This is a genomic window from Alteribacillus sp. YIM 98480 (genome assembly GCF_009765375.1).
Lineage (GTDB): Bacteria > Bacillota > Bacilli > Bacillales > Marinococcaceae > Alteribacillus.
The window spans coordinates 1-22,237 of the sequence record NZ_VTOK01000005.1 but is presented as its reverse complement, the minus strand read 5'-3'; the positions used below and the strand labels follow the sequence as shown (position 1 = coordinate 22,237).

The 22,237-nt window shown below is 37.8% G+C and carries 23 protein-coding genes; 8 read left to right on the top strand and 15 right to left on the bottom strand.

The window, feature by feature from the left end:
- Positions 1-174 precede the first annotated feature (174 nt).
- The gene (locus tag FZF09_RS07595; RefSeq protein ID WP_158735994.1) at positions 175-987 is read right to left on the bottom strand and encodes a SurA N-terminal domain-containing protein; all 813 of its coding nucleotides are present in this window, start codon (positions 985-987) and stop codon (positions 175-177) included.
- 420 nt (positions 988-1,407) lie between these two features.
- Positions 1,408-1,545 (bottom strand): hypothetical protein, encoded by a 138-nt coding sequence (locus FZF09_RS07590; RefSeq protein WP_158735993.1) that lies wholly within the window; start codon positions 1,543-1,545, stop codon positions 1,408-1,410.
- A gap of 237 nt (positions 1,546-1,782) precedes the next feature.
- Here FZF09_RS07590 and FZF09_RS07585 point away from each other — a divergent pair, with 237 nt between their 5' ends.
- The 4 genes from FZF09_RS07585 to FZF09_RS07570 all read left to right on the top strand — a co-directional run bounded on the left by FZF09_RS07585 (position 1,783) and on the right by FZF09_RS07570 (position 7,781).
- On the top strand, positions 1,783-3,102 hold the full coding sequence (locus tag FZF09_RS07585; RefSeq protein WP_158735992.1) for a hemolysin family protein: 1,320 nt from the start codon (positions 1,783-1,785) through the stop codon (positions 3,100-3,102).
- A gap of 311 nt (positions 3,103-3,413) precedes the next feature.
- A complete protein-coding gene (locus tag FZF09_RS07580; RefSeq protein WP_158735991.1) occupies positions 3,414-4,388 on the top strand; it encodes a sodium:calcium antiporter in 975 nt (324 codons plus the stop codon).
- A 951-nt stretch (positions 4,389-5,339) separates the two neighbouring features.
- On the top strand, positions 5,340-6,038 hold the full coding sequence (locus tag FZF09_RS07575) for a YetF domain-containing protein (protein ID WP_158735990.1): 699 nt from the start codon (positions 5,340-5,342) through the stop codon (positions 6,036-6,038).
- Between the two features lie 411 nt (positions 6,039-6,449).
- Positions 6,450-7,781, top strand: a complete 1,332-nt coding sequence (locus FZF09_RS07570) for a TrkH family potassium uptake protein (RefSeq protein WP_158735989.1) — start codon at positions 6,450-6,452, stop codon at positions 7,779-7,781.
- A 188-nt stretch (positions 7,782-7,969) separates the two neighbouring features.
- Here the strand turns inward: FZF09_RS07570 and FZF09_RS07565 are convergent, their stop codons facing one another.
- The 3 genes from FZF09_RS07565 to resA form a co-directional block, all read right to left on the bottom strand.
- Entirely contained in the window at positions 7,970-8,575 is a 606-nt protein-coding gene (locus FZF09_RS07565) for a CPBP family intramembrane glutamic endopeptidase (RefSeq protein ID WP_158735988.1), read from the bottom strand.
- 109 nt (positions 8,576-8,684) lie between these two features.
- Positions 8,685-9,872: a D-alanyl-D-alanine carboxypeptidase family protein gene (locus FZF09_RS07560; RefSeq protein WP_158735987.1), complete on the bottom strand. Its 1,188-nt coding sequence runs from the start codon at positions 9,870-9,872 to the stop codon at positions 8,685-8,687.
- 233 nt (positions 9,873-10,105) lie between these two features.
- Positions 10,106-10,639: a thiol-disulfide oxidoreductase ResA gene (gene resA / locus FZF09_RS07555; RefSeq protein WP_158735986.1), complete on the bottom strand. Its 534-nt coding sequence runs from the start codon at positions 10,637-10,639 to the stop codon at positions 10,106-10,108.
- A gap of 523 nt (positions 10,640-11,162) precedes the next feature.
- Here resA and FZF09_RS07550 point away from each other — a divergent pair.
- From FZF09_RS07550 to FZF09_RS07535, 4 genes are all read left to right on the top strand, one after another.
- A complete protein-coding gene (locus FZF09_RS07550; protein ID WP_091586806.1) occupies positions 11,163-11,378 on the top strand; it encodes a DUF1659 domain-containing protein in 216 nt (71 codons plus the stop codon).
- Positions 11,379-11,413: 35 nt separating this feature from the next.
- Positions 11,414-11,632 (top strand): DUF2922 domain-containing protein, encoded by a 219-nt coding sequence (locus tag FZF09_RS07545; protein WP_158735985.1) that lies wholly within the window; start codon positions 11,414-11,416, stop codon positions 11,630-11,632.
- A gap of 75 nt (positions 11,633-11,707) precedes the next feature.
- Positions 11,708-11,902 (top strand): YvrJ family protein, encoded by a 195-nt coding sequence (locus FZF09_RS07540; RefSeq protein WP_158735984.1) that lies wholly within the window; start codon positions 11,708-11,710, stop codon positions 11,900-11,902.
- Positions 11,903-12,192: 290 nt separating this feature from the next.
- Positions 12,193-13,395 carry a DUF418 domain-containing protein gene (locus FZF09_RS07535; RefSeq protein WP_158735983.1) on the top strand — a complete coding sequence of 401 codons (1,203 nt, stop codon included), beginning with the start codon at positions 12,193-12,195 and terminating at the stop codon, positions 13,393-13,395.
- 158 nt (positions 13,396-13,553) lie between these two features.
- On the opposite strand, the gene FZF09_RS07530 is transcribed toward FZF09_RS07535, so the two are convergent.
- The 10 genes from FZF09_RS07530 to FZF09_RS07485 all read right to left on the bottom strand — a co-directional run bounded on the left by FZF09_RS07530 (position 13,554) and on the right by FZF09_RS07485 (position 21,918).
- Positions 13,554-14,033: a chemotaxis protein CheX gene (locus FZF09_RS07530; protein WP_233269436.1), complete on the bottom strand. Its 480-nt coding sequence runs from the start codon at positions 14,031-14,033 to the stop codon at positions 13,554-13,556.
- A gap of 15 nt (positions 14,034-14,048) precedes the next feature.
- Positions 14,049-14,408: a response regulator gene (locus tag FZF09_RS07525; RefSeq protein WP_158735982.1), complete on the bottom strand. Its 360-nt coding sequence runs from the start codon at positions 14,406-14,408 to the stop codon at positions 14,049-14,051.
- A 37-nt stretch (positions 14,409-14,445) separates the two neighbouring features.
- Complete coding sequence (locus tag FZF09_RS07520; RefSeq protein ID WP_158735981.1) at positions 14,446-14,910, bottom strand: chemotaxis protein CheW; 465 nt, start codon at positions 14,908-14,910, stop codon at positions 14,446-14,448.
- Between the two features lie 18 nt (positions 14,911-14,928).
- Entirely contained in the window at positions 14,929-16,968 is a 2,040-nt protein-coding gene (locus tag FZF09_RS07515; RefSeq protein ID WP_158735980.1) for a chemotaxis protein CheA, read from the bottom strand.
- A 119-nt stretch (positions 16,969-17,087) separates the two neighbouring features.
- Positions 17,088-17,288: a hypothetical protein gene (locus FZF09_RS07510; protein WP_158735979.1), complete on the bottom strand. Its 201-nt coding sequence runs from the start codon at positions 17,286-17,288 to the stop codon at positions 17,088-17,090.
- 87 nt (positions 17,289-17,375) lie between these two features.
- A complete protein-coding gene (gene phoU / locus FZF09_RS07505) occupies positions 17,376-18,026 on the bottom strand; it encodes a phosphate signaling complex protein PhoU (RefSeq protein WP_158735978.1) in 651 nt (216 codons plus the stop codon).
- Positions 18,027-18,051: 25 nt separating this feature from the next.
- A complete protein-coding gene (gene pstB / locus FZF09_RS07500; protein WP_158735977.1) occupies positions 18,052-18,873 on the bottom strand; it encodes a phosphate ABC transporter ATP-binding protein PstB in 822 nt (273 codons plus the stop codon).
- A gap of 17 nt (positions 18,874-18,890) precedes the next feature.
- Positions 18,891-19,799, bottom strand: coding sequence for a phosphate ABC transporter permease PstA (gene pstA, locus FZF09_RS07495; RefSeq protein WP_158735976.1), 909 nt, complete (start codon positions 19,797-19,799; stop codon positions 18,891-18,893).
- Positions 19,799-20,737, bottom strand: a complete 939-nt coding sequence (gene pstC / locus FZF09_RS07490; RefSeq protein WP_158735975.1) for a phosphate ABC transporter permease subunit PstC — start codon at positions 20,735-20,737, stop codon at positions 19,799-19,801. Before pstC ends, pstA begins: the two co-directional genes overlap by 1 nt.
- Positions 20,738-20,895: 158 nt before the next feature.
- Positions 20,896-21,918, bottom strand: a complete 1,023-nt coding sequence (locus tag FZF09_RS07485) for a PstS family phosphate ABC transporter substrate-binding protein (RefSeq protein WP_233269435.1) — start codon at positions 21,916-21,918, stop codon at positions 20,896-20,898.
- Positions 21,919-22,237 lie beyond the last annotated feature (319 nt).

Sequence of the window (22,237 nt, the reverse complement as noted above, 5' to 3'; positions counted from 1 at the left end):
GCGCTTTTTTATGATGAAATGCAGGGTTTTTCTTTATAGAAAGATAGAGAAACTTTAGTCTAGTATAAAGAAACTTGCTATCGTTTCATAGTAATTGGAGATGGTCATAATAGAGTATGTGCCAAAAGGATTACAATTAAAAACCAGGCCCGAAATGGGACCTGGTTTTTAATATTATAAGTTGACGGAAATGTCAGCACCTTCACGAAGCTCCTCAATAAGCGATTGAGTTACTTCCCCTTCTTTTTGCATTTTTACTTGTTCTTTAAGATCTGGTTTCACTTCATCAAAAGATGGGATTTCTGCTTCCTCTCCACCCATTTGCTCTTGTTGAGCTGTCAACTGATCGTAAGCTTCCTCCAGTTCTTCTTCAGTTGGTTCGATGTCACCAGTCTCATCAGCAATAAGCTGATCGACTTCTACTTGGGTTTCAACCTGAGACAATACCTCTTCCTCACTCATACCTTGTTCTTCTATGGCAGCCATAAACTCCTCTTTTGATTCAACCCCGTTTTGTTCTACTAATTCATCCAATGTTTCATCAATATCTTCTTGTGAAGCATCAAAGCCACGATTATCTGCCTCCTGGGTTAGAAGTTTAGTACCAACCAAACTCTCTGCAATTTGTTCTTTTAATTGAGCTTGGTCAACTTCTTCTCCGGTCATTTGTGATTGCATGGCCGCTTGCTGAAATTGGCTTTCATATGTAGACTCAAACTCTTCTTTTGTGATTTCTTCCCCATTTACTTCTGCCACTACATCAGGAGTCCCTTCTAAATCAGGTTCGGGCATTTCTGCCTGTTCAGCATCTTCACCGCCTTCTTGAGTTGCATTACCTTCTCCCTGTTCACTATCGCCAGCAGACTCTTCTTCCTGCGTATTTGGTTCCTCAGAATTATTTCCAGCTGTTTCATCCTCACTACTGCATGCAGCTATAACAGATACAGATACAGCAAGGGTTAAACTTAATAACCATTTTTTACTCATTTTGATACTCCTTTACTAATCATATTGACGGTCAGTGTAACATATCCCTACCTAAACCTAACAACATCTAAAGGAATATTCACATAATATTTCATTTTTTTTGGTCTAAGACTATTTCCACAAACAAAATTTGATAACAGCATCCTAAAAGAATGATTTGCTAAAAACTCTGGAGCTTATGGGCAATATTAGTTAGGCTTTAGAAGGTGGCTTGTGCAAAAACATAGTGAGAAGCATGGAAAAAATTAAGTAGAAGATGTCATGCCAAAACATCAGCATAGAACTTTAACAAGAAAACCTGGAAGAAAGACATCTTTCCCTTTCCAAGTTTTTATTATGGATATTGTTTATTTGGACAAAAATAAGGAAAAAGAAAAATTGCAACATACTAATACAATTAACATTGAGGAGCTGCTGTTATTAAAATCCTATAAGAAAAGCGCCAGCGCCTTGCTCACGAGCGACAAGTCCTGGAGGGTCGGCATATGGAAAGCTGATCTTTGCTTTCCATTGACGAACCGAAGGAATCTCGAGCGAGTAGGCGCTTGCGCTAGACATGTAAAACGCCACATATTTATAATTTCTTACTTTTGAACAAAAACAACGTGTTACTCACCTATTTAGAGATAACAAGACCTTGAATTAGAAAAACCAGGGCTTCTCTCCGAGTCCTTATACTGAATGTTAGTTTTTCTTATACTGTTTACCACTAAATCTTAAAACAGAATAATAGAAAAACACTATACTTTTCATTTGGAGGTGAATTCCTTACCCATTTATGGAGTAAGGAGCGCTGTGGAGATATTTAGTCTGATTATGGTTGCTATTTTAATTGCATTGACTGCGTTCTTCGTTGCATCGGAGTTCGCCATCGTCAAAATAAGAAAATCAAGGGTTGAAACTTTAGTAGAACAAGGAAAACCAGGGGCAAAAGCCGTCAATAAAGTAACCAGTAACTTAGACGGTTATTTAGCCGCCTGTCAGTTAGGGATAACAGTTACAGCACTTGGTATTGGTTGGCTTGGTGAACCGGCCGTTGCTCATCTTCTCCACCCAGTCATTGCCTCAATTGGTCTTTCAGATGCAATGGTCCACACTATTTCCTTTATTATTGCCTTTGGTATCATTACTTTCTTGCACGTAGTCATTGGGGAACTGGCACCAAAGGCATTCTCGATTCAAAAAACAGAAGCCGTCAGCTTATTACTTTCCCCTCTATTAGTCATATTTTATAAAGGGATGTATCCATTCATTTGGTTTTTAAACGGTTCAGCCCGTATGTTAGTCGGTATGTTTGGTCTGCCTCCTGCTACAGAGAGCGGAGAGGTGTACTCTGAAGAGGAAGTGCGCTCCATTTTATCGACCAGTCATGAAAGCGGTGAAATCAACGCTTCTGAAATGAGTTATTTAAATAATGTGTTTGAATTTGACGAACGGGTAGCAAAAGAAATCATGATTCCAAGGACAGAAATTGTATGCATTTTTAACGATAATACGTATGAAGAAAATCTTGACATTATACGAGCAGAAAAGTACACACGTTATCCTGTAGCCGACGGAGACAAAGATTTTATCATCGGGGTTGTTAACACGAAAGAATTTTTCCATGACTTTCTTAATCAAAAAGAGAAAGACGTTAAAAGTTATATTAAACCAATTATTCACGTAGCAGAGAACACACCAGTGAACGCAGTGCTGACAAAAATGCAAAAGGAACACAGTTATATAGCTATTGTAGTGGACGAGTATGGTGGAACTGCTGGTCTGATTACGGTGGAAGACATCATCGAGGAAATCTTTGGAGAAATTCAAGATGAGCTTGATATCAATGAAAAACCGATGTTTCAACGAATAGATGAGAATACTATTTTACTAAATGGCAAGCTCCTCATTTCTGAAACAAACGAATTACTCGGCACACAGATTAGCGATGAAGAACTTGATACAATTGGAGGTTGGTTTCTCACCCAAAAAGTCGAAGCAAAAACAGGAACGACCATAGAACACGACAACTATCAGTTTAAAGCGAAAGAAGTAGAGGGCTACCAAATAAAATTAATTGAAGTAAAATCTATGGATAAAGAAAACGAAAAACTCTCTTCTCCAGATAAATGATGGTGGATCCCATTACCCTTTGCTCACGTGATAATGTATTCATTCACAAGTGTGAATTGAACGAACCTTGTTAATTGGAGAACCTTTGGCGTTGTAATAAGTTTTTTATCCTCCAATGGATCTATTGGGGGATATGCTTATGCTTAGAGGTGAATGCACCTTCAATGAACAAGTTTTAAAACCTCCTTATTCGGAAAGAGATATAAGAATCATTCTGGATGAATATTATTTTCGACATAAGATTAAATAGCCAAAGAAGGATTTTCTCAGACGAAAGGAGTTAATAACTAATCGCCGTAATTTCCATTCTTTTGTTTATTGCAGCTGCCATAGTATCGGCAATATCTGCTATTCGTTTATCTAAGTACGCTGATATTATCAGTAAAGAAACAAAGATTGGCGGATTATTAGCCGGAACTATTCTCTTAGCTGTAGCCACGTCATTGCCAGAATTAACTACCACTATCTCTGCTAGTATAATTGGTAACGCAGACATCGCTGTAGGAGGCGGTTTAGGAAGTATATTGTTTAATATCTTTGTTTTACTTGTATTAGATATATTCTTTCGGAATAAGCGTCTATTCCTACATGTTTCTGATAATCATATATACACTGGGATTATTGCTCTCTTGCTTTGTGTAGTCTCCGCGACAGGGTTAGCAGTAAACCTTGCTTTTTCGATCGTAAGCATTGGTATAACAAGTATTACAGTAGCTTTGATATATTTATTGGGAATGTGGTTTATTTCTAGCAAACAAAACAGTAATAACGGCAATACATCCGCAGAAAAGTCTAGTAACATATCTGACACGAAAATAGCCATTAATCAAGCAATAAGGGGGTTTATCTTATTTGCACTTGTTATTTTCGTTTCAGGTAGCACGCTGTCTTTATCAGGGGATGCCATGGCACAAAATACCGGTATTAGTGCGTCAGCAGTGGGAAGTATATTAATTGCCCTGGCTACATCTATTCCTGACGCAATGGGTGTGTTTATGGCATTAAAACTAGCCAATGTCAACATGGCTATTGGAACTATTTTGGGTAGTAATTTATTTAATATTCTTGTCGTTGCTATTGGAGATATTTTCTACTTTAAAGGGAGTATTTGGCAAGACACTAGTGATGAGATGATGTATTTGTCTTTCGTCGGTTTTTTCTTAACCGCTATTGTTATGCTGATCATCAAAAGGGATCGCACACGCAACACATTCACTTACATCTCCCCTTCTATGATTGCTGTAGTTAGTTATTTAATTGTTATTGGTTTTATAATATTGGGGTAATATAATCTCCTGGTAAAAGGACGTAAAGGAGCTGTCCCATAAGTTAGCCCTCAGCAAACGCAACTGGGAATATACTCGCTTTTCCCCTCAGGGTAGAAGTACGACATCTACTCCAACACTCTTAGCTCATTCTCGTATGTCTTCTTTGCCGCGGGTGACGGTTTTAGCCTCCTCGTGAAAAAAGGGGGTCTTCACACTGCCCTCTTTCACGCAGGAGTTTCACATATTCCAGTTGCTAGATGATTTTCATACCCTAAACTAACCTTTTTAGATTTTTCCTTCGAACAATTCTCTAATTAATATTTATTCCTTTTTTCAGTGTTTTCCTGTGTTCTAGTCCCATCTTTATAGGTAGATAAAGGCGATCGATTCTTTTAGTTATTGTTTTACATCATCCAAGCCTTTTTCATTCGGGACGAAATAATATATCCCATCAATATATTTATTGAGAAAACATACTTAAGCGAGAAACAGACATGACAAAAACTGCTAATCAAGTTTAAACGAACTTATAGCAAAGGAAGTAACAGAATTTATATATTTCTGGGGTAAACCATACTAGAGCGGGTGTGTTGATTTTGAAGTTAATGATACCGTTCAGAGGATGGTGTTTCAAAGTCCTAAAGCTTCCCAAACAAGAAAAGTCATAAAATGGCAAGAAATTTCATCGAGCTATCGTTAGACCAGAAGGAAGTTACCCTGATCAGTGGAATAGTTTTCGATCACCTTCAGCCTCTGCCCTCATTATCTTGCCAATAAATTTAAATCTTTGATTGTTTTACAACTGGCATTCCATCCCTCCAATATGACCCTATATTTGTATTTAATTTTTAAAAATAATATTGAATTTGTCCATTACTTTGTTTTAGGAGATGAACATAAAAAAATTAAAGTATGGAAACTTAACATATAGGATAAAAAACGTAAAACGTTATATAAGGGAGTGTCATTATGCCTGTTTCAGACCTCATATTAAGACTTATAATTGCTTTTTTAACTTTATTAGCCCTCACACGAATAATGGGGAGAAAAGAAATATCACAAATGACTTTTTTTAATTTTGTTTCTGCTATCTCGATTGGTACGATCGGGGCATCTTTAGCGATTGATTCTAATTTAAGTATACGTAACGGTTTGATAGCTTTAATTAGTTGGGCTGTTTTTACTATTATTTTAGGACTTATTGATATTAGGTCTAAAAAGGCACGTGTGGTGATTGAAGGGCAACCCAGAATATTAATAAAAAATGGAGAAGTAATGGAAAATGAAATGCGTAAAGCACGCCTAGACATTGATGCGTTAAAAGCACTGCTCAGAGAGAAAAATATTTTTTCCATTTTGGATGTCGACTATGCTATTTTTGAAACTGATGGAAAACTCTCCGTTATGAAAAAAGAATTAAAGAAGCCTTTAACCAGAAATGATATGAACATCCAACCATTTAAGACAAATATTTACCCCATTGAAACAGCTGTTATTTCTGACGGAAAAATCGTTACCTCTAATCTTGAAAAGTTAAAAATAGATAAACAATGGTTAGAAGAACAGTTACAGTCATACGATATCCACTCAGTTTCAGAAGTTTTTTATGCTGAATTACAAAAAGATGGCACGTTATATATCGATAAAAAGGATGACCCATTACATTAAACAACAAATCAACTTTATTTATCGAATAATGTTTATTGAATTATACCACTACCCATCTTTTTATATTTATGGCGTTACACCTTTTTATTATTTTTAAAATGGTATCGGGATGTATCCGCTCCGCTATTTCCCCACCGAAAAAACGCTATTACGTAATCTTTCAAGTGGTTTGCAAAAAGGAACTAGAACCGAACTTCTCTAAGACGACCACCTCTTTAACACTCCGCACGATCATCCGTTCAAAATAAAATCACAGGCGATCTGCCAGAGTAAAGGGAAGAACCATCCTTATTATATTAGGAAGGATGAATTTTAAATTTTGCTTAAATTAGATTTTTATATTGACTTATTTTAAAAAGAAGAGTAGATTAATTTTTACTGCAAGAAATTTAATATAAGCAGGGATGCAACATGCGCCAATATTTGAGTCAAAAAGTCGTACATATCAGTCCACCACAATTTCTTGCCTTAAGCTTTGCTGTTATTATCTTGCTTGGCACATTGCTTTTAAAACTACCTTTCGCCACAACCGCGCCATTATTATGGATAGATGCTCTATTTACAGCTGCTTCAGCCACCACAGTTACTGGATTGGTCGTAGTAGATACAGGCGGAACATTTACGGTTTTCGGACAAGTCGTGATTATGGTGCTGATCCAAATCGGCGGTCTCGGTTTGATGACATTTGCCGTCCTTATTTTTATTATATTTGGTAAAAAAATTGGCTTAAAACAAAGGCTTATCGTGCAAGAAGCTCTTAATGCCACGTCTATTGGCGGATTAATCAGGCTTATCCGTACGTTATCCATTTTTGCTCTTTTTATAGAAGGAATTGCTTCTCTTATTCTAGCGATTCAATGGGTGCCCGAATACGGCTGGGCTTTTGGTTTATACACAAGCTTATTCCATGCGGTGTCTGCCTTTAATAATGCAGGATTTTCTCTTTGGGATGATAGTCTTACCCAATATGTTGGTCACCCTTTAATTAACATCGTTATTAGTGTTTGCTTCATTATTGGCGGCATTGGGTTTACTGTTATTGCAGATCTTGCCGGGAAAAGAAAATTTAAGAATTTATCATTGCATTCTAAATTGATGATCACAGGGACTTTTACTGTAAACATTATTGTCATGCTTTGCTTTTTCTTACTTGAATTTAATAACTCGGCATCTATCGGAAATCTTCCATTAAATGAAAAAATGTGGGCTTCCTACTTTCAAGCAGTTACTCCTCGTACTGCTGGATTTAATTCCGTTGAAATCGGCGAACTCCGGCAGGACACGATCATGATAATGATTCTATTAATGTTCATAGGGGCTGGAAGTGGTTCTACAGGAAGCGGAATTAAATTAACGACCTTTTTAGTGATGGTGCTCGCGTGTATTGCTTTTTTAAAAGGACAAGAGGAACCTGTTGTATTTAAAAGAGCAATCCGCCAGCATACCATTCTTCGTGCGTTATCCATTATTGTCATCAGCTTGCTATTTATTTTTATGAGTTTGTTTGTTCTGCTCCTAACAGAGAAAGTTCCTTTTCTTATTGTATTGTTTGAAGCAGTCTCGGCTTTTGGTACGGTAGGGTTGTCTATGGGACTGACGCCAGAATTAACAGATATAGGAAAACAAATCATTATCTTAATGATGTTTATCGGACGAGTTGGACCGCTAACGCTTGCTTTTACTATTGCAAAGCCAAAAAGAAGTGCAATTCGTTATCCTGCCGATGATATATTTACGGGGTAAGGCATTTATTGCCGTAAGCTAGTTTTCCTCTATTTCACGTGTACTCGTTCTATTATTGCTTAAACGTCGAATATCTCCGTTTTACTCAAAACGGAGATACAGCCTTAGAAAAATCCTATGAAAATGGAGTAGATAAATTTCATTATTATCTGACCTCTATCATATTTATTCAATGTCTTATTTATAGGTTACTTTTGGGCTTGATCTTGTTTTTTCATAAGGTGCGCCATCAGCCCGTTGTAAGTTACATGAGCGGCAATCGGCGCCCATAATGCTTCTGTCCATATAAATAATCCACCGAGAACCATCCCCATCCCAAACACAATAACATGGATAAAGACGTTCCCTTTGTACTGAGGAATGTGCAGGGCCATAAATATAAAGGAAACGATCAAAAGAGCAGGAGCGGCTCCGATGTACATTATCAACAAGCCAAGTATCGTTCCCCGAAATAATATCTCTTCAGAAACACCTGCTCCAAAAGCAATCGTAAAAATTCCATACTTTTTATAAAGCATTTTTTTAATGAGCCTTGTATATTCATTTCTTGGGAGAGACAAATTGGTGAAATAATAAAGCAATACTACCAGCCCTGTAAATCCAATACCGATCATTGTTCCAATCAAGATTTCAACAAGAGCAGCATTTGTCAGCCACCATTGCTGTAAATAGGCTAGCCGTCCCTCACCGTGAAAGATGAATATGAGAACTATTGCAATGACCACAAACAAACCAAAGCTTTTCCACACACTTGTAAGTGTAATGTCATCTGGCAGTTTTTTATTTTCTTCCAAATGATCAGCTCCCGACTTTGCCAATACATCAACGGTAACTCTAATGAACGGCTTGACTAGATATAGGCGTTTCCTACAATATGATTTCGTGCTTTCTTCCGTTTCTATATTATGATGATTCCTTCACCTGTAAATTACTAAAATTAAAAATGTGTTTTAGTTGATAATTCATGATGTCTGCCATAAAGTAGCTCGAATCAGGCCACGATTTCCAATAACTCTGATCCATTTCTTTGCCGCCTTCATCACTACTTTCCTCTTCTAAAGCAACAGACTTGGTATTACTTTTCTTTTCTGGTGATGCTTTGCCTTTTTCTTGTGGTAAATACGTCGCAAAGATAGTTCGGCCCGTTTCATCTGCTATTGTTAACTGACCGTTATTATTCATTTGAAAATCAAGTTCAACCTCTTTTCGAACAGAGTATGGCCTGGAATCGGGAACGATGTAGGAAGTACCATCTGGTGCTTGATAGCGTGCACCTTTCTCTAAGTGTTTTTCTTCAAATGTGTCAAATCCTAAATTAAGAAGTTCTGTTGTGTCTTGATAAGCCTGGGTGCTGTTCCCCGCTTTCATCACAACAGCAATCAACTCTCTGCCTTCTCGGTTTGCGGAAGTGACGAGAGTGAATCCTGCTTCTGAGACATACCCATTTTTCACACCGTTTGCTCCTTCATAGTCCCATAGCAGCTGATGGTGGTTTCGAAGCTCTGTTTCCCAGCCTTCACCTTTCCAATGCATTTCTTTTGTTCCAACAATGTCACGAAAAATGTCATTATTCATGGCATAGCTCGTTATTTTTGCCATGTCTTCTGCAGTAGAATAATGATCGGTTCCATGCAGACCATGGGGATTAGTAAAGGAAGTATTTTCAATGCCTGTTTTTTTCTCCAAATATCTTGTCATTTCTTTTGAAAAGGCTTCTTGCGATCCAGATATATGTTCTGCTACAGCTGCACTCGCGTCATTCCCGGAATTAATCATCATCCCTTGAATGAGCTGCTTTAATTCCATTTCTTCACCTTCAAGCAGATAAACAGAAGTTCCCTCCACTTCCACTGCTTCTTTGCTGACGGTTACTTTGTCTTCTAAAAATCCTTTTTCAACAGCCATAATCCCCGTTGCAATTTTTGTAATAGAAGCAGGATACATCTTTTCGTCCCCTGCTTTATCATATAGCAGTTGGCCCGTATTGGCGTCCATTAACACAGCAGATTCGCTATGTAAAGAAAGAGCAGCTGCTGTGTCTTCATCTTCTGCTTGTATTAAACTTACTGTATGTATATTATGTATGATCATAACGATAAAAGTACAAATTACTATTTTCTTTATTACGTTGATGAGCAGTCACTCCCTTTCTATTCTATTGTTTAAACCTAGTTCCATTTTAGTAGATGGCTGTTACAGTTATCTTTTTATCCTATTGCAAGGATCTAACAATTCCACTAGTTTTATTCGACAAAAAGTTACATGTTCCTCCAGAAAAAAACCGCCCTTTTGTATTACACATGCAGGCGGCAATAGTGTTTTGCTTAGGAAGGTTCAATTTCTTCCATATAACCTTTAATATCTTCTTCTGTCATCGCTCCAGTTAAAATGCGCTGAACTTCTCCATTTTCATCGACTAAATACGTAGATGGAAGCGGACCAACACCATATCGGTCCATTACACTTTTATTTTTATCTTTCAATACCGGAAAGGTTAAATCCAGACGATCTACAAATCGTTCGATGGCAAGATCAGATTCTCCAACGTTAACCGCTAGAATTTCTACCCCTCTATCTTTAAAATCCTTGTAATGGTTATCCATATAAGGCATCTCGTCAACACAAGGCGGACAATATGTACCCCAGAAGTTCAAAAAGACCCCTTGTCCGCGCATATCTTCTAGTTCAACTTCTTCTCCTTGCATGGTAGTCAGAATAAAATTAGGAGCTGTATCTCCCTCTTTTACTGCCTTCTCTTCTCCTGTAATGAAATTGGTATAAAACACATATCCAAGCAAAATGGCTATAACACTCAATATTGATGAACGCATAATAAAGCGTTTTCGTTTTTTGGACATCTTCTAACCCTCCTGGTTAACCACCATTGATATAATTAGTTTCTCACGAATATGCCCGGCTGTTCAAGCTGTTCCCTATAAGAAGCTTTGTGTAATTATAGTATAAATGCTTAGCAGAATCAGTAGATAGGTAACTTGTAACGATTTATTGAAAAAACGTCTTGTTTCGTTTAGAATGTTTGTTTTCTTTTTCAGCTCTGCCTGCCTCGATTCAGCTCTTCGGATTCAGCGCTTCCTCTCTTAAGCTTGCTGGCAAGTTTTTATGAATGAAGCCGTAGAAACACTAGCAAATTTAACTTTTCCTGAAGTTTACAAAAAGCTTTTCATTTAGACAATAGACAGTCAAACGCTACCTTAATGACTACAAACGGCTTCGTCTATCCGTGCACTTCTGCCAAGAGTATTCTCTTCTCTCTGCCTATCCTATTTTAAACGTTTGCAGATGAGAAAGAAAATATTTGAGACGATTCCCCCTTTTTTGCTGATTATATCCATTTACAAAGTGAAAGGAGGTGAGCGGACGATGGCAGAAATCGTAAACAGCCGCCTGACACTTGAACTAAACGGCGGAGCAGATGATAACGGAAACAGCATAATTAAGTACAAAAGCTTTCACAATGTGAAAACAGATGCCACTGATGAGGATCTCCAAACGGCTGCAATCAATCTTGGCGGACTTCAAGAGCTTCCGATCGTTTCTGTAAAGCGTGTAAATGAATACGACATCTCTACTTTTTAATCTAAATTAACCCATGAAAGGCAGGTGATGTACCCATGAGTAAGCGTTTAGAACTTCGTTTTTCAAATGAAGATGGAAGAAACGTAACTGTCGCTCTCGATAATCCTGTAGAGTCACTCGATGATGAGACAGTAGAAGCAGCGATGGATACCGTTATTAGTACAAATATCTTTCATTCTTCTGGAGGTAATTTAGTAGAGAAAAGAGACGCCAGGATTGTAGAACGTACAGTAGACACCGTTTATGAAGGATAATTAGCGGATAATAAGGAGGCTGGCACATCCAAACGGAGCCAGTCTCTTTCCCATTTAGCTGAGAGGAGAATAAACATGGATATTTGGCTCACTGCTGCAGGAGAATATGGTATTACAGCTGTTATTGCTTTTTATTTATTGCACCGAATGGAGAAAAAACTTGATATTTTGATTTACGCGGTGCAAAATTGGTCTCATGAACATGCTGCCTCTTCCGTTTCTTCTGAGCAGTTATCAGTCGAAGATAATAAAGTAAAGCAAGTGAAATAGAGAACTATAATTAAAATGAACTTGTGGAATTCGTTTCCGTTATTGCTACAAATCATCGGGTATGGATAACTTTGTAAGCAGTAACGGAACGAATGTCCATTCTGTAAAAATCATGTTTTTGTTCTTTTTATAACTTAAGCCATGAATAGTTACTCCTTATTTTCCTGTTATTTACAACAAATCGAGACAAATTATAGTCTTTTTGCTATGATTGACTTGTTTTCGCAACAAAAGGTAATGGACTTACGTATGGAAAGATATAATGATAAAAGAAAGGAGTGGTTCATAGAATGAAAGTTTCTTCCACCACCGGAAGCGAACGTATTCTTACGCTTGATTTTATCCGAGGAATGGCGCTTTTAGGTATTCTGTTTGCCAACATGGCTTTTTTTAAATCGCCTGTGTTTCAATTGCAGAGTCTGCCTGGTGAGCTGGCATCTCTTCCGCCTGAACCATTAAATCAATGGTCAGTGTTTAGCATCGATATGTTTATTGTCGGGAAATTTTATCCTATGTTTTCTTTTTTATTTGGGCTTGGATTTTATTTATTTTATGAACGGCTGCGTGAAAAAGGTCTTGACGCACGCAAAGTTTACTCAAGACGTTTATTTTTTTTACTAACTCTTGGTGTTATACATCTTATATTTATTTGGTCAGGAGATATTTTGCATACATATGCTATCACTGGTTTTTTACTATTGTTATTTATTCAGCGTAAACCTAAAACGATTCTTATATGGAGCATTGCATTACTTATTGGTTCTGCTTTTCTATTAGGAGGACTAATGATCATCAGCAATCTGGTTGTTGCTTATCAAGAAGGCACTTCTTTTGAACAAAACGCACAAAACGCAGTGAATACAGCGCTTTCTACGTACAGCAGCGGTTCTTATTTAAGTATCCTTTCGTTTAGAGTTTCTCATGAAGTACCTTTAGTTTTGTCTAACCTTATATTAAGCATTCCAAACATACTCGGTTTGTTTTTACTAGGTTTATATATTGGTAAACGAGATTACATCCGTCATGCAGACAATCACTTCTCTTTTTGGAAAAACCTTCTACTTATAACACTGATCAGCGGCGGCCTTCTATCCATTTTGTATGCATGCTTAAAAAACGGGATTTTTTCATTAGCTCCGTGGCTTTCCACCGGTTTAGCAGAAGGTTTAAATATTATAGCAGGTCCATTATTGATGCTTTTTTATATTTCAAGTGCCGTTTTACTTTTCCGAAAGCCTTCTGTTGAGAAGCTTTTGAAACCTATTGCTTTGGTTGGCCAAATGGCCCTCACAAACTACCTTTTCCAGTCCGTGATTTGTATTTTTATCTTTTACGGATTCGGTCTTCAATTATATGGGAGAATTGATGCGGCAAACGGAATGCTCATCACCCTCATTATTTTTGCAGTTCAGACATTATTAAGCTGGTTCTGGCTGAATAACTATCATCAGGGACCGATGGAAAAAGTATGGAGAAAAGTAACGTATAAGTAGTAAAAGAAAGTTTCAGCAACTTGGATTGTCATGATACCGCAGAAACACATGGCTTGCCGCCAGTCCAAATGGCAATATATATTGATCTTTAAAAAAATTAAACTTTCCTAAAATATATAAAAAGAGCGGCCCTATCATTTTTGGCCGCTCTTTCACTGTTAATTGGTTGGTCTCATCGAAACATGTATGTAAAAATTTCCAATGGTACTTTGCAGTGGAAGCGTTATAAATGATTGTTCCATTCGAAAAGTGGAAACACCTTCATTTACTACAGGTGGAGAAATATCAATCACAGCTGATGTATTAGTGAGTTCAGAGGCTGCTTTTCCTGCTACCCAGTTGCCAAATTCCTGAATAGCACTCCAGCCCATGTCATCCATTTTTGAGATTTCCATACCACCCATCATCGTACCAACAATAGATAAAGCAGTATTTTCTTCCATCGAGCAAATGATCTGCCCTTCAAGCGTTCCATTTACCCCCATAACCACGGAAATATCGGAAGATTGGAATTGTTTCCCTGCTTTAAGCGGTGTGGAAAAAGAAGCTTCAATCCCTAAATGTTCCTGAACAATGGCAGAAGCTGCTTTTGTTATTGCATTAATATGGTTTGCTTCCATTTGTGTGGATGAAGGCATATTTTTCTCCTCTCATTATCCTAAGACTTTATTAATAGCATCCATAACTCGATCAGCTTGGAAAGGTTTTACGATAAAGTCCTTCGCTCCGGCTTGGATCGCATCAATTACCATTGCCTGCTGTCCCATAGCGGAACACATGATAATATTGGCGCCCGGGCTGCTCGATTTTATTTCTTTTAACGCTTCAATGCCATCTTTTTCCGGCATGGTAATATCCATTGTCACAAGGTCCGGCTGCAATTCATTATATAATTCAACCGCTTCTTGTCCATTTGCTGCTTCACCAGCAATATCAAAATCATTTTTTTCTAGAATATCCTTTATCATCATTCTCATAAATGATGCATCGTCTACTATTAACACGGAAGCCATCTAATCACCTCATCGTTGTTTTTTGCAGGCTTCGTTTTTATGCGCCTGCTTTATCTTCTTGTTTTTGTAAAATTTTATCTAAGTGGAGCAATGTAAAAAGTCTATTTTCTAATTTTACGACCCCTCGCAGATATTCTTCTGCTACGCCTCCCACTACTTCAGGAGTAGGTTCGATTTTGGAAGCGGGAATGTCCATTACATCATTTGCTCCATCAACGATAAAACCTAGTTCATTTCCTTCTTTGTTTAAAACTAATATACGAGTTGCTTCATCAAATTCCTTACTCTCGATTCCAAACCTTTTTCTTAAATCGATGACAGGAGTAATGACGCCGCGCAAATTCATCACTCCATTAATATACGCTTCAACCCCGGGAATGCGTGTTACCGGCTGCATTCTTTCTATAGACTGTATAAAATCAACTTCTATTGCATATTCTTCATCTTTTAACTGAAAAATGATCACCTTTAAATCTTTTTCATCGTTAGAACTCCCTGCCACGCTATCCACCTCGTCTTCTTATTTAATTAACGCATTTGTATCTACGATTAAGGCAACTTGTCCGTCACCTAGAATTGTTGCTCCAGATATGGCAAAGACATCGCTTAAATAGTTGCCGAGTGATTTTAATACAATATCGTGCTGTCCAATAAGAGAGTCTACGACAAGCCCTGCCACTTTTTCTCCTTTATTTATTATAACAAGTGAATAAAAATCATTATCTGTTTCGTCTTTATCTTTTGCAGGCACTTGAAATATTTCATGAAGGAATACTAGCGGCACGACTTTACCGCGAAAATCTATTACTTTTTGATTATGAGCACTGTATACTTCTTTTTTATTGACAATAGCTGTTTCTATAATCGCAGTAAGAGGAACAGCATATTTTTCTTCTGCTACTTCTACTAACATTACATCAATAATAGAGAGTGTCAGCGGCAGCTGAATAGAAAATAAGGAGCCTTTTCCAAGTTCAGAATCAACCGTGACTACACCGCCTAAGGATTCAAATGTACTCCGGACTACATCAAGCCCGACGCCTCTGCCGGAAACATCAGTTACCTCTTCGGCTGTACTAAAACCAGAAGCAAACAGCAGGCCATACATTTGCTGATCAGTCATCTTTTCCAGGTCTTCTTCGGTAACTACGCCGTTTTCTAGCGCCTTGTTGATCACTTTTTCTTTATTAATTCCAGCCCCATCGTCCTCTATTTCAATGAATACATGGTTTCCACTGTGATAGGCTCTGAGCTCAACTGTTCCTTCTTCCGATTTGCCAGATGATTTTCGAACGTCAGGATGTTCGATACCATGATCAATAGAGTTTCGAATCAAGTGAACGAGCGGATCTCCTATTTCATCAATAATCGTTCGATCTAGCTCTGTTTCTGCTCCGATAATTTCGAGATTCACCTTTTTGCCAAGTTCTTTAGATAAACTTCGAACCATTCTCGGGAAACGATTAAATACTTGATCTACCGGCATCATTCTCATATTTAAGATAATTTCTTGAAGATCTCCAGATATGCGTGACATGCGTTCTACGGTTTCATTTAGTTCCGTATTATTTAACTCGCTTGATATTTGTTCCAACCGCCCTCGATCAATAACAAGTTCTTCAAATAAGTTCATTAATACATCGAGACGATCGATATTTACTCGGATCGTTTTGTTCAGCTCTGTTCCTTTTTTACCAGGTGAAGATTCTTTTTTCTTTCGCTTTTCCTGCTTTTTAGCCGGTGATGAATTTGCTTTTTCTTCTACCTGATTCTTCTCTTTCGTTGTGTTTTCTTTGTATGGATCGATGTTGACTGTTTTAATATAGACAGAACTGATTTCCGATACTTTTAATATACGTTGTTTTATTTCGTCAGCTTCTGTTGTAGTAAGCAAGGTGACCACAAACGTAAAATCAAATTTTTCTTCTTCGAGTTCATCAGCTGGAGGAGTAGATTTAATAACATCACCAATCTGTTCAAGGACTTCAAACACCATGTATACTCTAGCCGCTTTTAACATTGTCTTTTCATCCAGCGATATTTGAATTTGATAAGCCTGATATCCTTGTTCTTGGGACTGGGTAAGGACAGTCCATTCATATTCGTCGTAATTCTCATTTATTGTGTTTGCGGGTTGAACTGCTTCTGCCGTGGCTGCTTCTTCCCCGGATGCTGCTGGTTCCAGCCCTTGAAGTGTCTCAAGGTGTTTTACTACCGCATCGACATCCTGTTTTCCATCCCCGCCATTGGAAATGTCTACGATTATTTCTTCAAGATCGTCGACGGCTTCAAAGACAATATCCATGACGTGTGAAGTCACTTCTAACTGGTCATTGCGAATAAGATCAAGCACGTTTTCCATATTGTGGGTAAGGTGTGCAAGATCTTCAAACCCCATCGTTGCTCCCATTCCCTTTAACGTATGGGCTGAACGAAAAATCTCTCCTACAATGGATAGATCTCCAGGTTCTTTCTCGAGCTGAAGAAGATTATCATTTATTGCTTGTAAATGCTCTTGGCTCTCATCAATAAACACTTCTAAATATTCTGATTGACTCAACTCCCAAACCCTCCCGGACCACTTCAAAATGCAGCCTCTTAAACTAGTTATGTTTTTCTTAATATCGGCTGTTTTAAGAAAATATCCATATGTATATGCCGATTTTATGTTCAGAGACTTTATTCATAGTCTCTTATACCTATAATACTACGTTCTTTTCTATCATTAAAGCCCTTTTCAATGAATGGTTGTATAAGAAAAGCGCAAGCGCCTTGCTCACAAGCGACAAGTCCTTGAGGGGCGCCATATGGAAAACTGATCTTTGCTTTCCATTGACGAACCGAAGGAATCTCGAGCGAGTAGGCGCTTGCGCTAGACATGTAAAACGCCAAATATTTACAATTTGTTACCTTTAAACAAAAAAACTGTTACCATCACAAAATAGTAATGCTAACAGTTTATTTATATTAATTTAAATCAAAGTGTTTGCCGTTTCTTTCATAAACAATCCATTCAGCAAGATTAGTAGCATAATCAGCAATTCTTTCAATATACCGGCCTGTAAAAGCAAGCTGCGTAGTCTGCTCCACATTTGTTTTATCCGTAGAAGCAAACAAGTCTTTAATAAACAGACGATATTTCTCATCCACTTTATCATCCATCATAGCGATCTGTTGAGCACGCATCATATCTCTTTCCCGGTATGCAGCAAGCGCTTCATTTAACATTTCTATCGCTATGGCAGCCATATCTTGAAGTTCTAAAATTTCCGATTCGTGCGCGCTTTCTTCCATACGCTTTGCTGATTTTACAATATCAACTGCTAAGTCCCCAACCCGTTCTAAATCACTTGAAATTTTCAATGCCACAATGGTTGTTCTTAAATCTGTAGCAACTGGCTGCTGTCTAGCAATCATTAATGTAGCTCTATCATGAATTTCCAGCTCTTTTTTATTTATCGAAGCATCATTTGAAATAATTTGATCCATCTTTGTTTTGTTTTGTCTAGCAAGGATTTTGAGAGCTTCGGAGAAAGCTTCAATTACCGCTTCCCCCATACTAAATATATCATTTTTTAACTGGGACAGTTCTTGATCATAGGTCCCTCTTACTCCCATTATAATGCCTCCTCTTTTTCTGATCTTATCCGAAACGGCCAGAAATATAGTCCTCGGTTCTTTTATCTTGCGGCGAGGAAAAAATAGTAGAAGTGTCATCATACTCGATAATCTCGCCATTTAAGAAAAAGGCAGTTTTATCAGATATTCGTCCAGCCTGCTGCATGTTGTGAGTAACGATGACAATGCTGTAATCTTTCTTCAGCTCCTGAACCAGTTCTTCAATTTTTAACGTTGAAATCGGATCAAGCGCTGAAGTTGGTTCATCCATTAAAATAACGTCTGGCTCAACAGCTAGACATCTTGCTATACACAAACGCTGCTGCTGACCGCCAGATAATCCAAATGCATTTTCTTTTAAACGATCCTTTACTTCATCCCATAAAGCTGCACCTTTTAAACTTTTTTCTACAATGTCATCTAGAATTTTTTTATCTTTTATTCCATGGATCTTTGGTCCGTAAACGACGTTCTCATAAATAGATTTTGGGAAAGGATTAGGTTTTTGAAAAACCATTCCCACTTTTGTTCGCAATTGTTCCACTTTATATTTTTTATCAAATATATTTTCATCTCTATAATAAATAGATCCATTGGTTTTCACGATAGGAATCATTTCTGTCATTCTATTTAACGTTTTAATAAAAGTAGACTTCCCGCACCCAGAAGGGCCGATAATAGCTGTGACTTGATTTTCAGGAATATCCATGTCTACATTTATAAGTGCCTGATCTTTCCCGTACCAAAGATTTAACTGATCTACTTTATAAACATTTTTATTCATATCAACAGCCTTATCTTCGTTTGTTTCTTCAACAACAGGTTCGCTTTTTGTGTTTGCTAACATCCTAAACCCTCCTTAAATTAAAGCCTTTTTTGGAATTTATTTCGTATCCACACGGCGATTGAATTCATTACCAGCAGCATAACAAGAAGAAGAATAATGCCTGATGCAGCAACAAAATGAAATTCTTCCTGAGGACGGCTCGTCCAGTTAAAGATCTGAATAGGCATTACAGTAAACTGTGATAATAAATGTTCCGGTAAAAATGCTACATATGTCAGTGCCCCTATCATTATTAATGGAGCCGTTTCCCCGATAGCACGAGAAAGAGCAAGAATATTTCCAGTTAATATGCCAGGAAGAGCAGCTGGTAGAACAATTCGATACGTGGTCTGCCATTTTGTTGCTCCCATTCCATAAGACGCTTCTTTTAATTCAGCAGGCACAGAACGTATAGCTTCTTGTGATGCTACAACAATAATTGGCAATATTAATAACGCCATGGTAAACCCGCCAGCCAAAACGCTGCGGCCTAGAGATAATTCACGTACAAATATCGTTAAACCTAAGAGACCGAATACGATAGAAGGAACACCTGCTAAATTGGAAATATTCATTTGAATAAGACCGGTGAAACGGTTTTTCGGTGCATACTCTTCTAAATATATGGCCGTTCCTACTCCTAACACAAAGGAAACAGGTGCTGTTACAGCCATCATCCAAATCGTACCTATAAAAGCAGAATAAATTCCCGCATCAGCTGGCCGCCTAGATGGAAAAGATGTTAAGAAATCCCAGCTTAAAAAGCCAATTCCTTGAGTGAAAATCCGTATAAGCAGTACCAATAAAACAATCAGACTAAATCCTGTGGCACCTATAAATAATCCTTTGAACAACTTACTTTTAATTTCACGGCTGGAAATATTAGCTGCGTTTTTCCCTTTTCCTTGCGTATAGCCTGTGGCTGTTTCATCTCCAACTGCTCTCATTAGTATACCTCCCGGAAACGCTTAGAGATGATGTGGGCGATGACATTCATCACTAAGGTAAAGATAAATAATGTCATACCTACCGCATAAATGCTGTAATACTCCGTTGTACCATAACCTGCATCACCAAGCGTAACCTGTACAATATAAGCAGTCATGGTTTGTACGGCTGATGTGACATCCATAGATGTTGTTGGGTTAGACCCTCCAGCGACTGTAACAATCATCGTTTCACCAATTGCTCTGGATACAGCCAGTACAAAAGAAGCGATAATACCTGATAGAGCTGCTGGAAGAACAACCTTTACAGCTACTTCAAAGCGAGTTGAGCCAAGAGCAAATGCCCCTTCACGCATCGATTGCGGTACGGCACTCATAGCATCTTCCGACAATGAAGCTACCATAGGAATAATCATAATACCAACTACAATTCCAGGGCTCAATGCGTTATAAATGGATAGGCCAGGAATGATGTTTTGCAATAGAGGGGTCACAAAAGTTAGAGCAAAAAAACCATATACAATGGTAGGGATCCCAGCCAATACTTCCAAAATCGGTTTAACCATCCGCCGGGTTTTATCCGATGCATATTCACTCAAAAAAATGGCTGATGCTAATCCAATAGGAATAGCAATTAACATGGCAATAGCTGCAATCATTAATGTTCCAGTTATTAACGGTCTGATTCCGTATGAAGGATCACCATGAAGCGGATACCAATCGCTGCTTGTAATGAATTCAGCCACTTGAACCTCTTGAAAAAAAGAAAAAGTTTCAAATATTAGCGTTAAAACAATACCTACTGTCGTAAGAATGGAGATAAGAGCACAAGTCAAAAAAACTTTAGGCATAAGTCCTTCAGCAAATTTTGTCATCCCTCGATTAGACGCTTTTTCCTCTATCATTTTACTAATAGAATGATTGGAACGATTATTCATTCTGCATCCCCCTTGATGCTTTCCTCATTAAAAATATAAGTGATTCTTACATGCTGCCAAATCGTTTTATGGGAAAAGCTTTAGTCCATACAACACATTATTGACACTATTAAAAAGGAAAAGGAGAGTGCCTCTATAAAGAGGCACATAATTTTTAGTTACTCTCCTGCTGCTTCTTCAATTTTCTGTTGATTTTCTTCATATTGTTCTTCAGGAAGGTTGATATATCCAACCTCAAGAGCCATTTCTCCAGCTATTTCATTTACAAATTCTACATAGTCACGAATGTGAGGCTCTTGCAGTGATTCTTCTTTAACATAAGTGAAGATTGGACGAGAAAGCGGTTCATAAGACCCATCATTAATTGTTTCTTCAGTCGGTTCTACCGGACCGTCTCCATTGTCAATCGGAACTATTTTTAATGTATCTTGATTTTCAGCATAATACGCATAGCCAAAGTAAGCGATAGCATTCGGGCTGCCCATTACACCGTTAACTAATACATTGTCATCTTCAGAAAGCTGAGCGTCTTTTGAAATATCTTCATCTTCAAGAATTGTTTCATTAAAGTAATCAAATGTACCAGAATCAGTACCAGGGCTGAAACGTTCGATTGGCTCGTCCGGCCATTCATCACGCACATCACTCCATGTTTCAGCTCCTCCGTCTACCCAAATCTTTTTGAGTTCATCGACTGTTAAGGAATCTACAAAATCATTTTCCTCGCTTACTACTACGGAAAGTCCGTCATAAGCTAAAGACAGTTCAATATAATCGATTCCATTTTCTTCAAGCATTTCTTGTTCTTCTTCCTTGATTGGACGAGAAGCATTACTCAAGTCTGTTTCACCAGCAATGAATTTTTCAAAACCACCGCCTGAACCAGATACTCCTACTGGAGCTTGTACATCAGGCTGTTCCATTGTATATTCTTCGGAAACAGCTTCCATAATCGGAAATACTGTAGATGATCCATCAATTGCGATTTGACCTGAAAGATTTTCACCATCTTCAGAAGCTTCTTCTCCTGAATTTTCATCTTCATTAGATTCTTCTGTTTCATTTTCTGCAGAGGTCTCTTCAGAGTCTGTTTCTTCTTCTCCCTCTCCACAGGCTGCAGCAATAACCATAAATGCTACTAATGCTAATAGCATCCAAACCTTTTTCATGCTCACAAGCATTTCCTCCTCTTTCTCTTAGGTTAATAGATTCATATGGAGAATGATTTCTCCCACTCACAATTGCTAGTATAAAAGAGGTTTATTAAGGAGACGTAGTGATAATGTAAAGATTACGTAAATATATGTTGAATTTTGTTAAAATTAGATGGAAAAATTATCAAACACATGACATATGTAAGGATGAGATAAAGTCGCTGTTAAGAGATCACTACTAATTAAATGTTAAAATTCCTGTAATTTCCTAGTCATAATTAAGAAAAGCGCAAGCGCCTTAAAAGAAGGAAGTTCGGCTACGAGCGTCACGTCCTGTGACAACGCC

Coding starts and splice junctions, on each gene's coding strand:
- FZF09_RS07595 (WP_158735994.1), bottom strand. CDS start 987: ATGAGTAAAAAATGGTTATTAAGTTTAACCCTTGCTGTATCTGTATCT.
- FZF09_RS07590 (WP_158735993.1), bottom strand. CDS start 1,545: ATGTCTAGCGCAAGCGCCTACTCGCTCGAGATTCCTTCGGTTCGTCAA.
- FZF09_RS07575 (WP_158735990.1), top strand. CDS start 5,340: ATGCCTGTTTCAGACCTCATATTAAGACTTATAATTGCTTTTTTAACT.
- FZF09_RS07570 (WP_158735989.1), top strand. CDS start 6,450: ATGCGCCAATATTTGAGTCAAAAAGTCGTACATATCAGTCCACCACAA.
- FZF09_RS07560 (WP_158735987.1), bottom strand. CDS start 9,872: ATGATCATACATAATATACATACAGTAAGTTTAATACAAGCAGAAGAT.
- resA (WP_158735986.1), bottom strand. CDS start 10,639: ATGTCCAAAAAACGAAAACGCTTTATTATGCGTTCATCAATATTGAGT.
- FZF09_RS07550 (WP_091586806.1), top strand. CDS start 11,163: ATGGCAGAAATCGTAAACAGCCGCCTGACACTTGAACTAAACGGCGGA.
- FZF09_RS07545 (WP_158735985.1), top strand. CDS start 11,414: ATGAGTAAGCGTTTAGAACTTCGTTTTTCAAATGAAGATGGAAGAAAC.
- FZF09_RS07540 (WP_158735984.1), top strand. CDS start 11,708: ATGGATATTTGGCTCACTGCTGCAGGAGAATATGGTATTACAGCTGTT.
- FZF09_RS07535 (WP_158735983.1), top strand. CDS start 12,193: ATGAAAGTTTCTTCCACCACCGGAAGCGAACGTATTCTTACGCTTGAT.
- FZF09_RS07530 (WP_233269436.1), bottom strand. CDS start 14,033: ATGCCTTCATCCACACAAATGGAAGCAAACCATATTAATGCAATAACA.
- FZF09_RS07525 (WP_158735982.1), bottom strand. CDS start 14,408: ATGGCTTCCGTGTTAATAGTAGACGATGCATCATTTATGAGAATGATG.
- FZF09_RS07510 (WP_158735979.1), bottom strand. CDS start 17,288: ATGTCTAGCGCAAGCGCCTACTCGCTCGAGATTCCTTCGGTTCGTCAA.
- phoU (WP_158735978.1), bottom strand. CDS start 18,026: ATGGGAGTAAGAGGGACCTATGATCAAGAACTGTCCCAGTTAAAAAAT.
- pstB (WP_158735977.1), bottom strand. CDS start 18,873: ATGTTAGCAAACACAAAAAGCGAACCTGTTGTTGAAGAAACAAACGAA.
- pstA (WP_158735976.1), bottom strand. CDS start 19,799: ATGAGAGCAGTTGGAGATGAAACAGCCACAGGCTATACGCAAGGAAAA.
- pstC (WP_158735975.1), bottom strand. CDS start 20,737: ATGAATAATCGTTCCAATCATTCTATTAGTAAAATGATAGAGGAAAAA.
- FZF09_RS07485 (WP_233269435.1), bottom strand. CDS start 21,918: ATGCTTGTGAGCATGAAAAAGGTTTGGATGCTATTAGCATTAGTAGCA.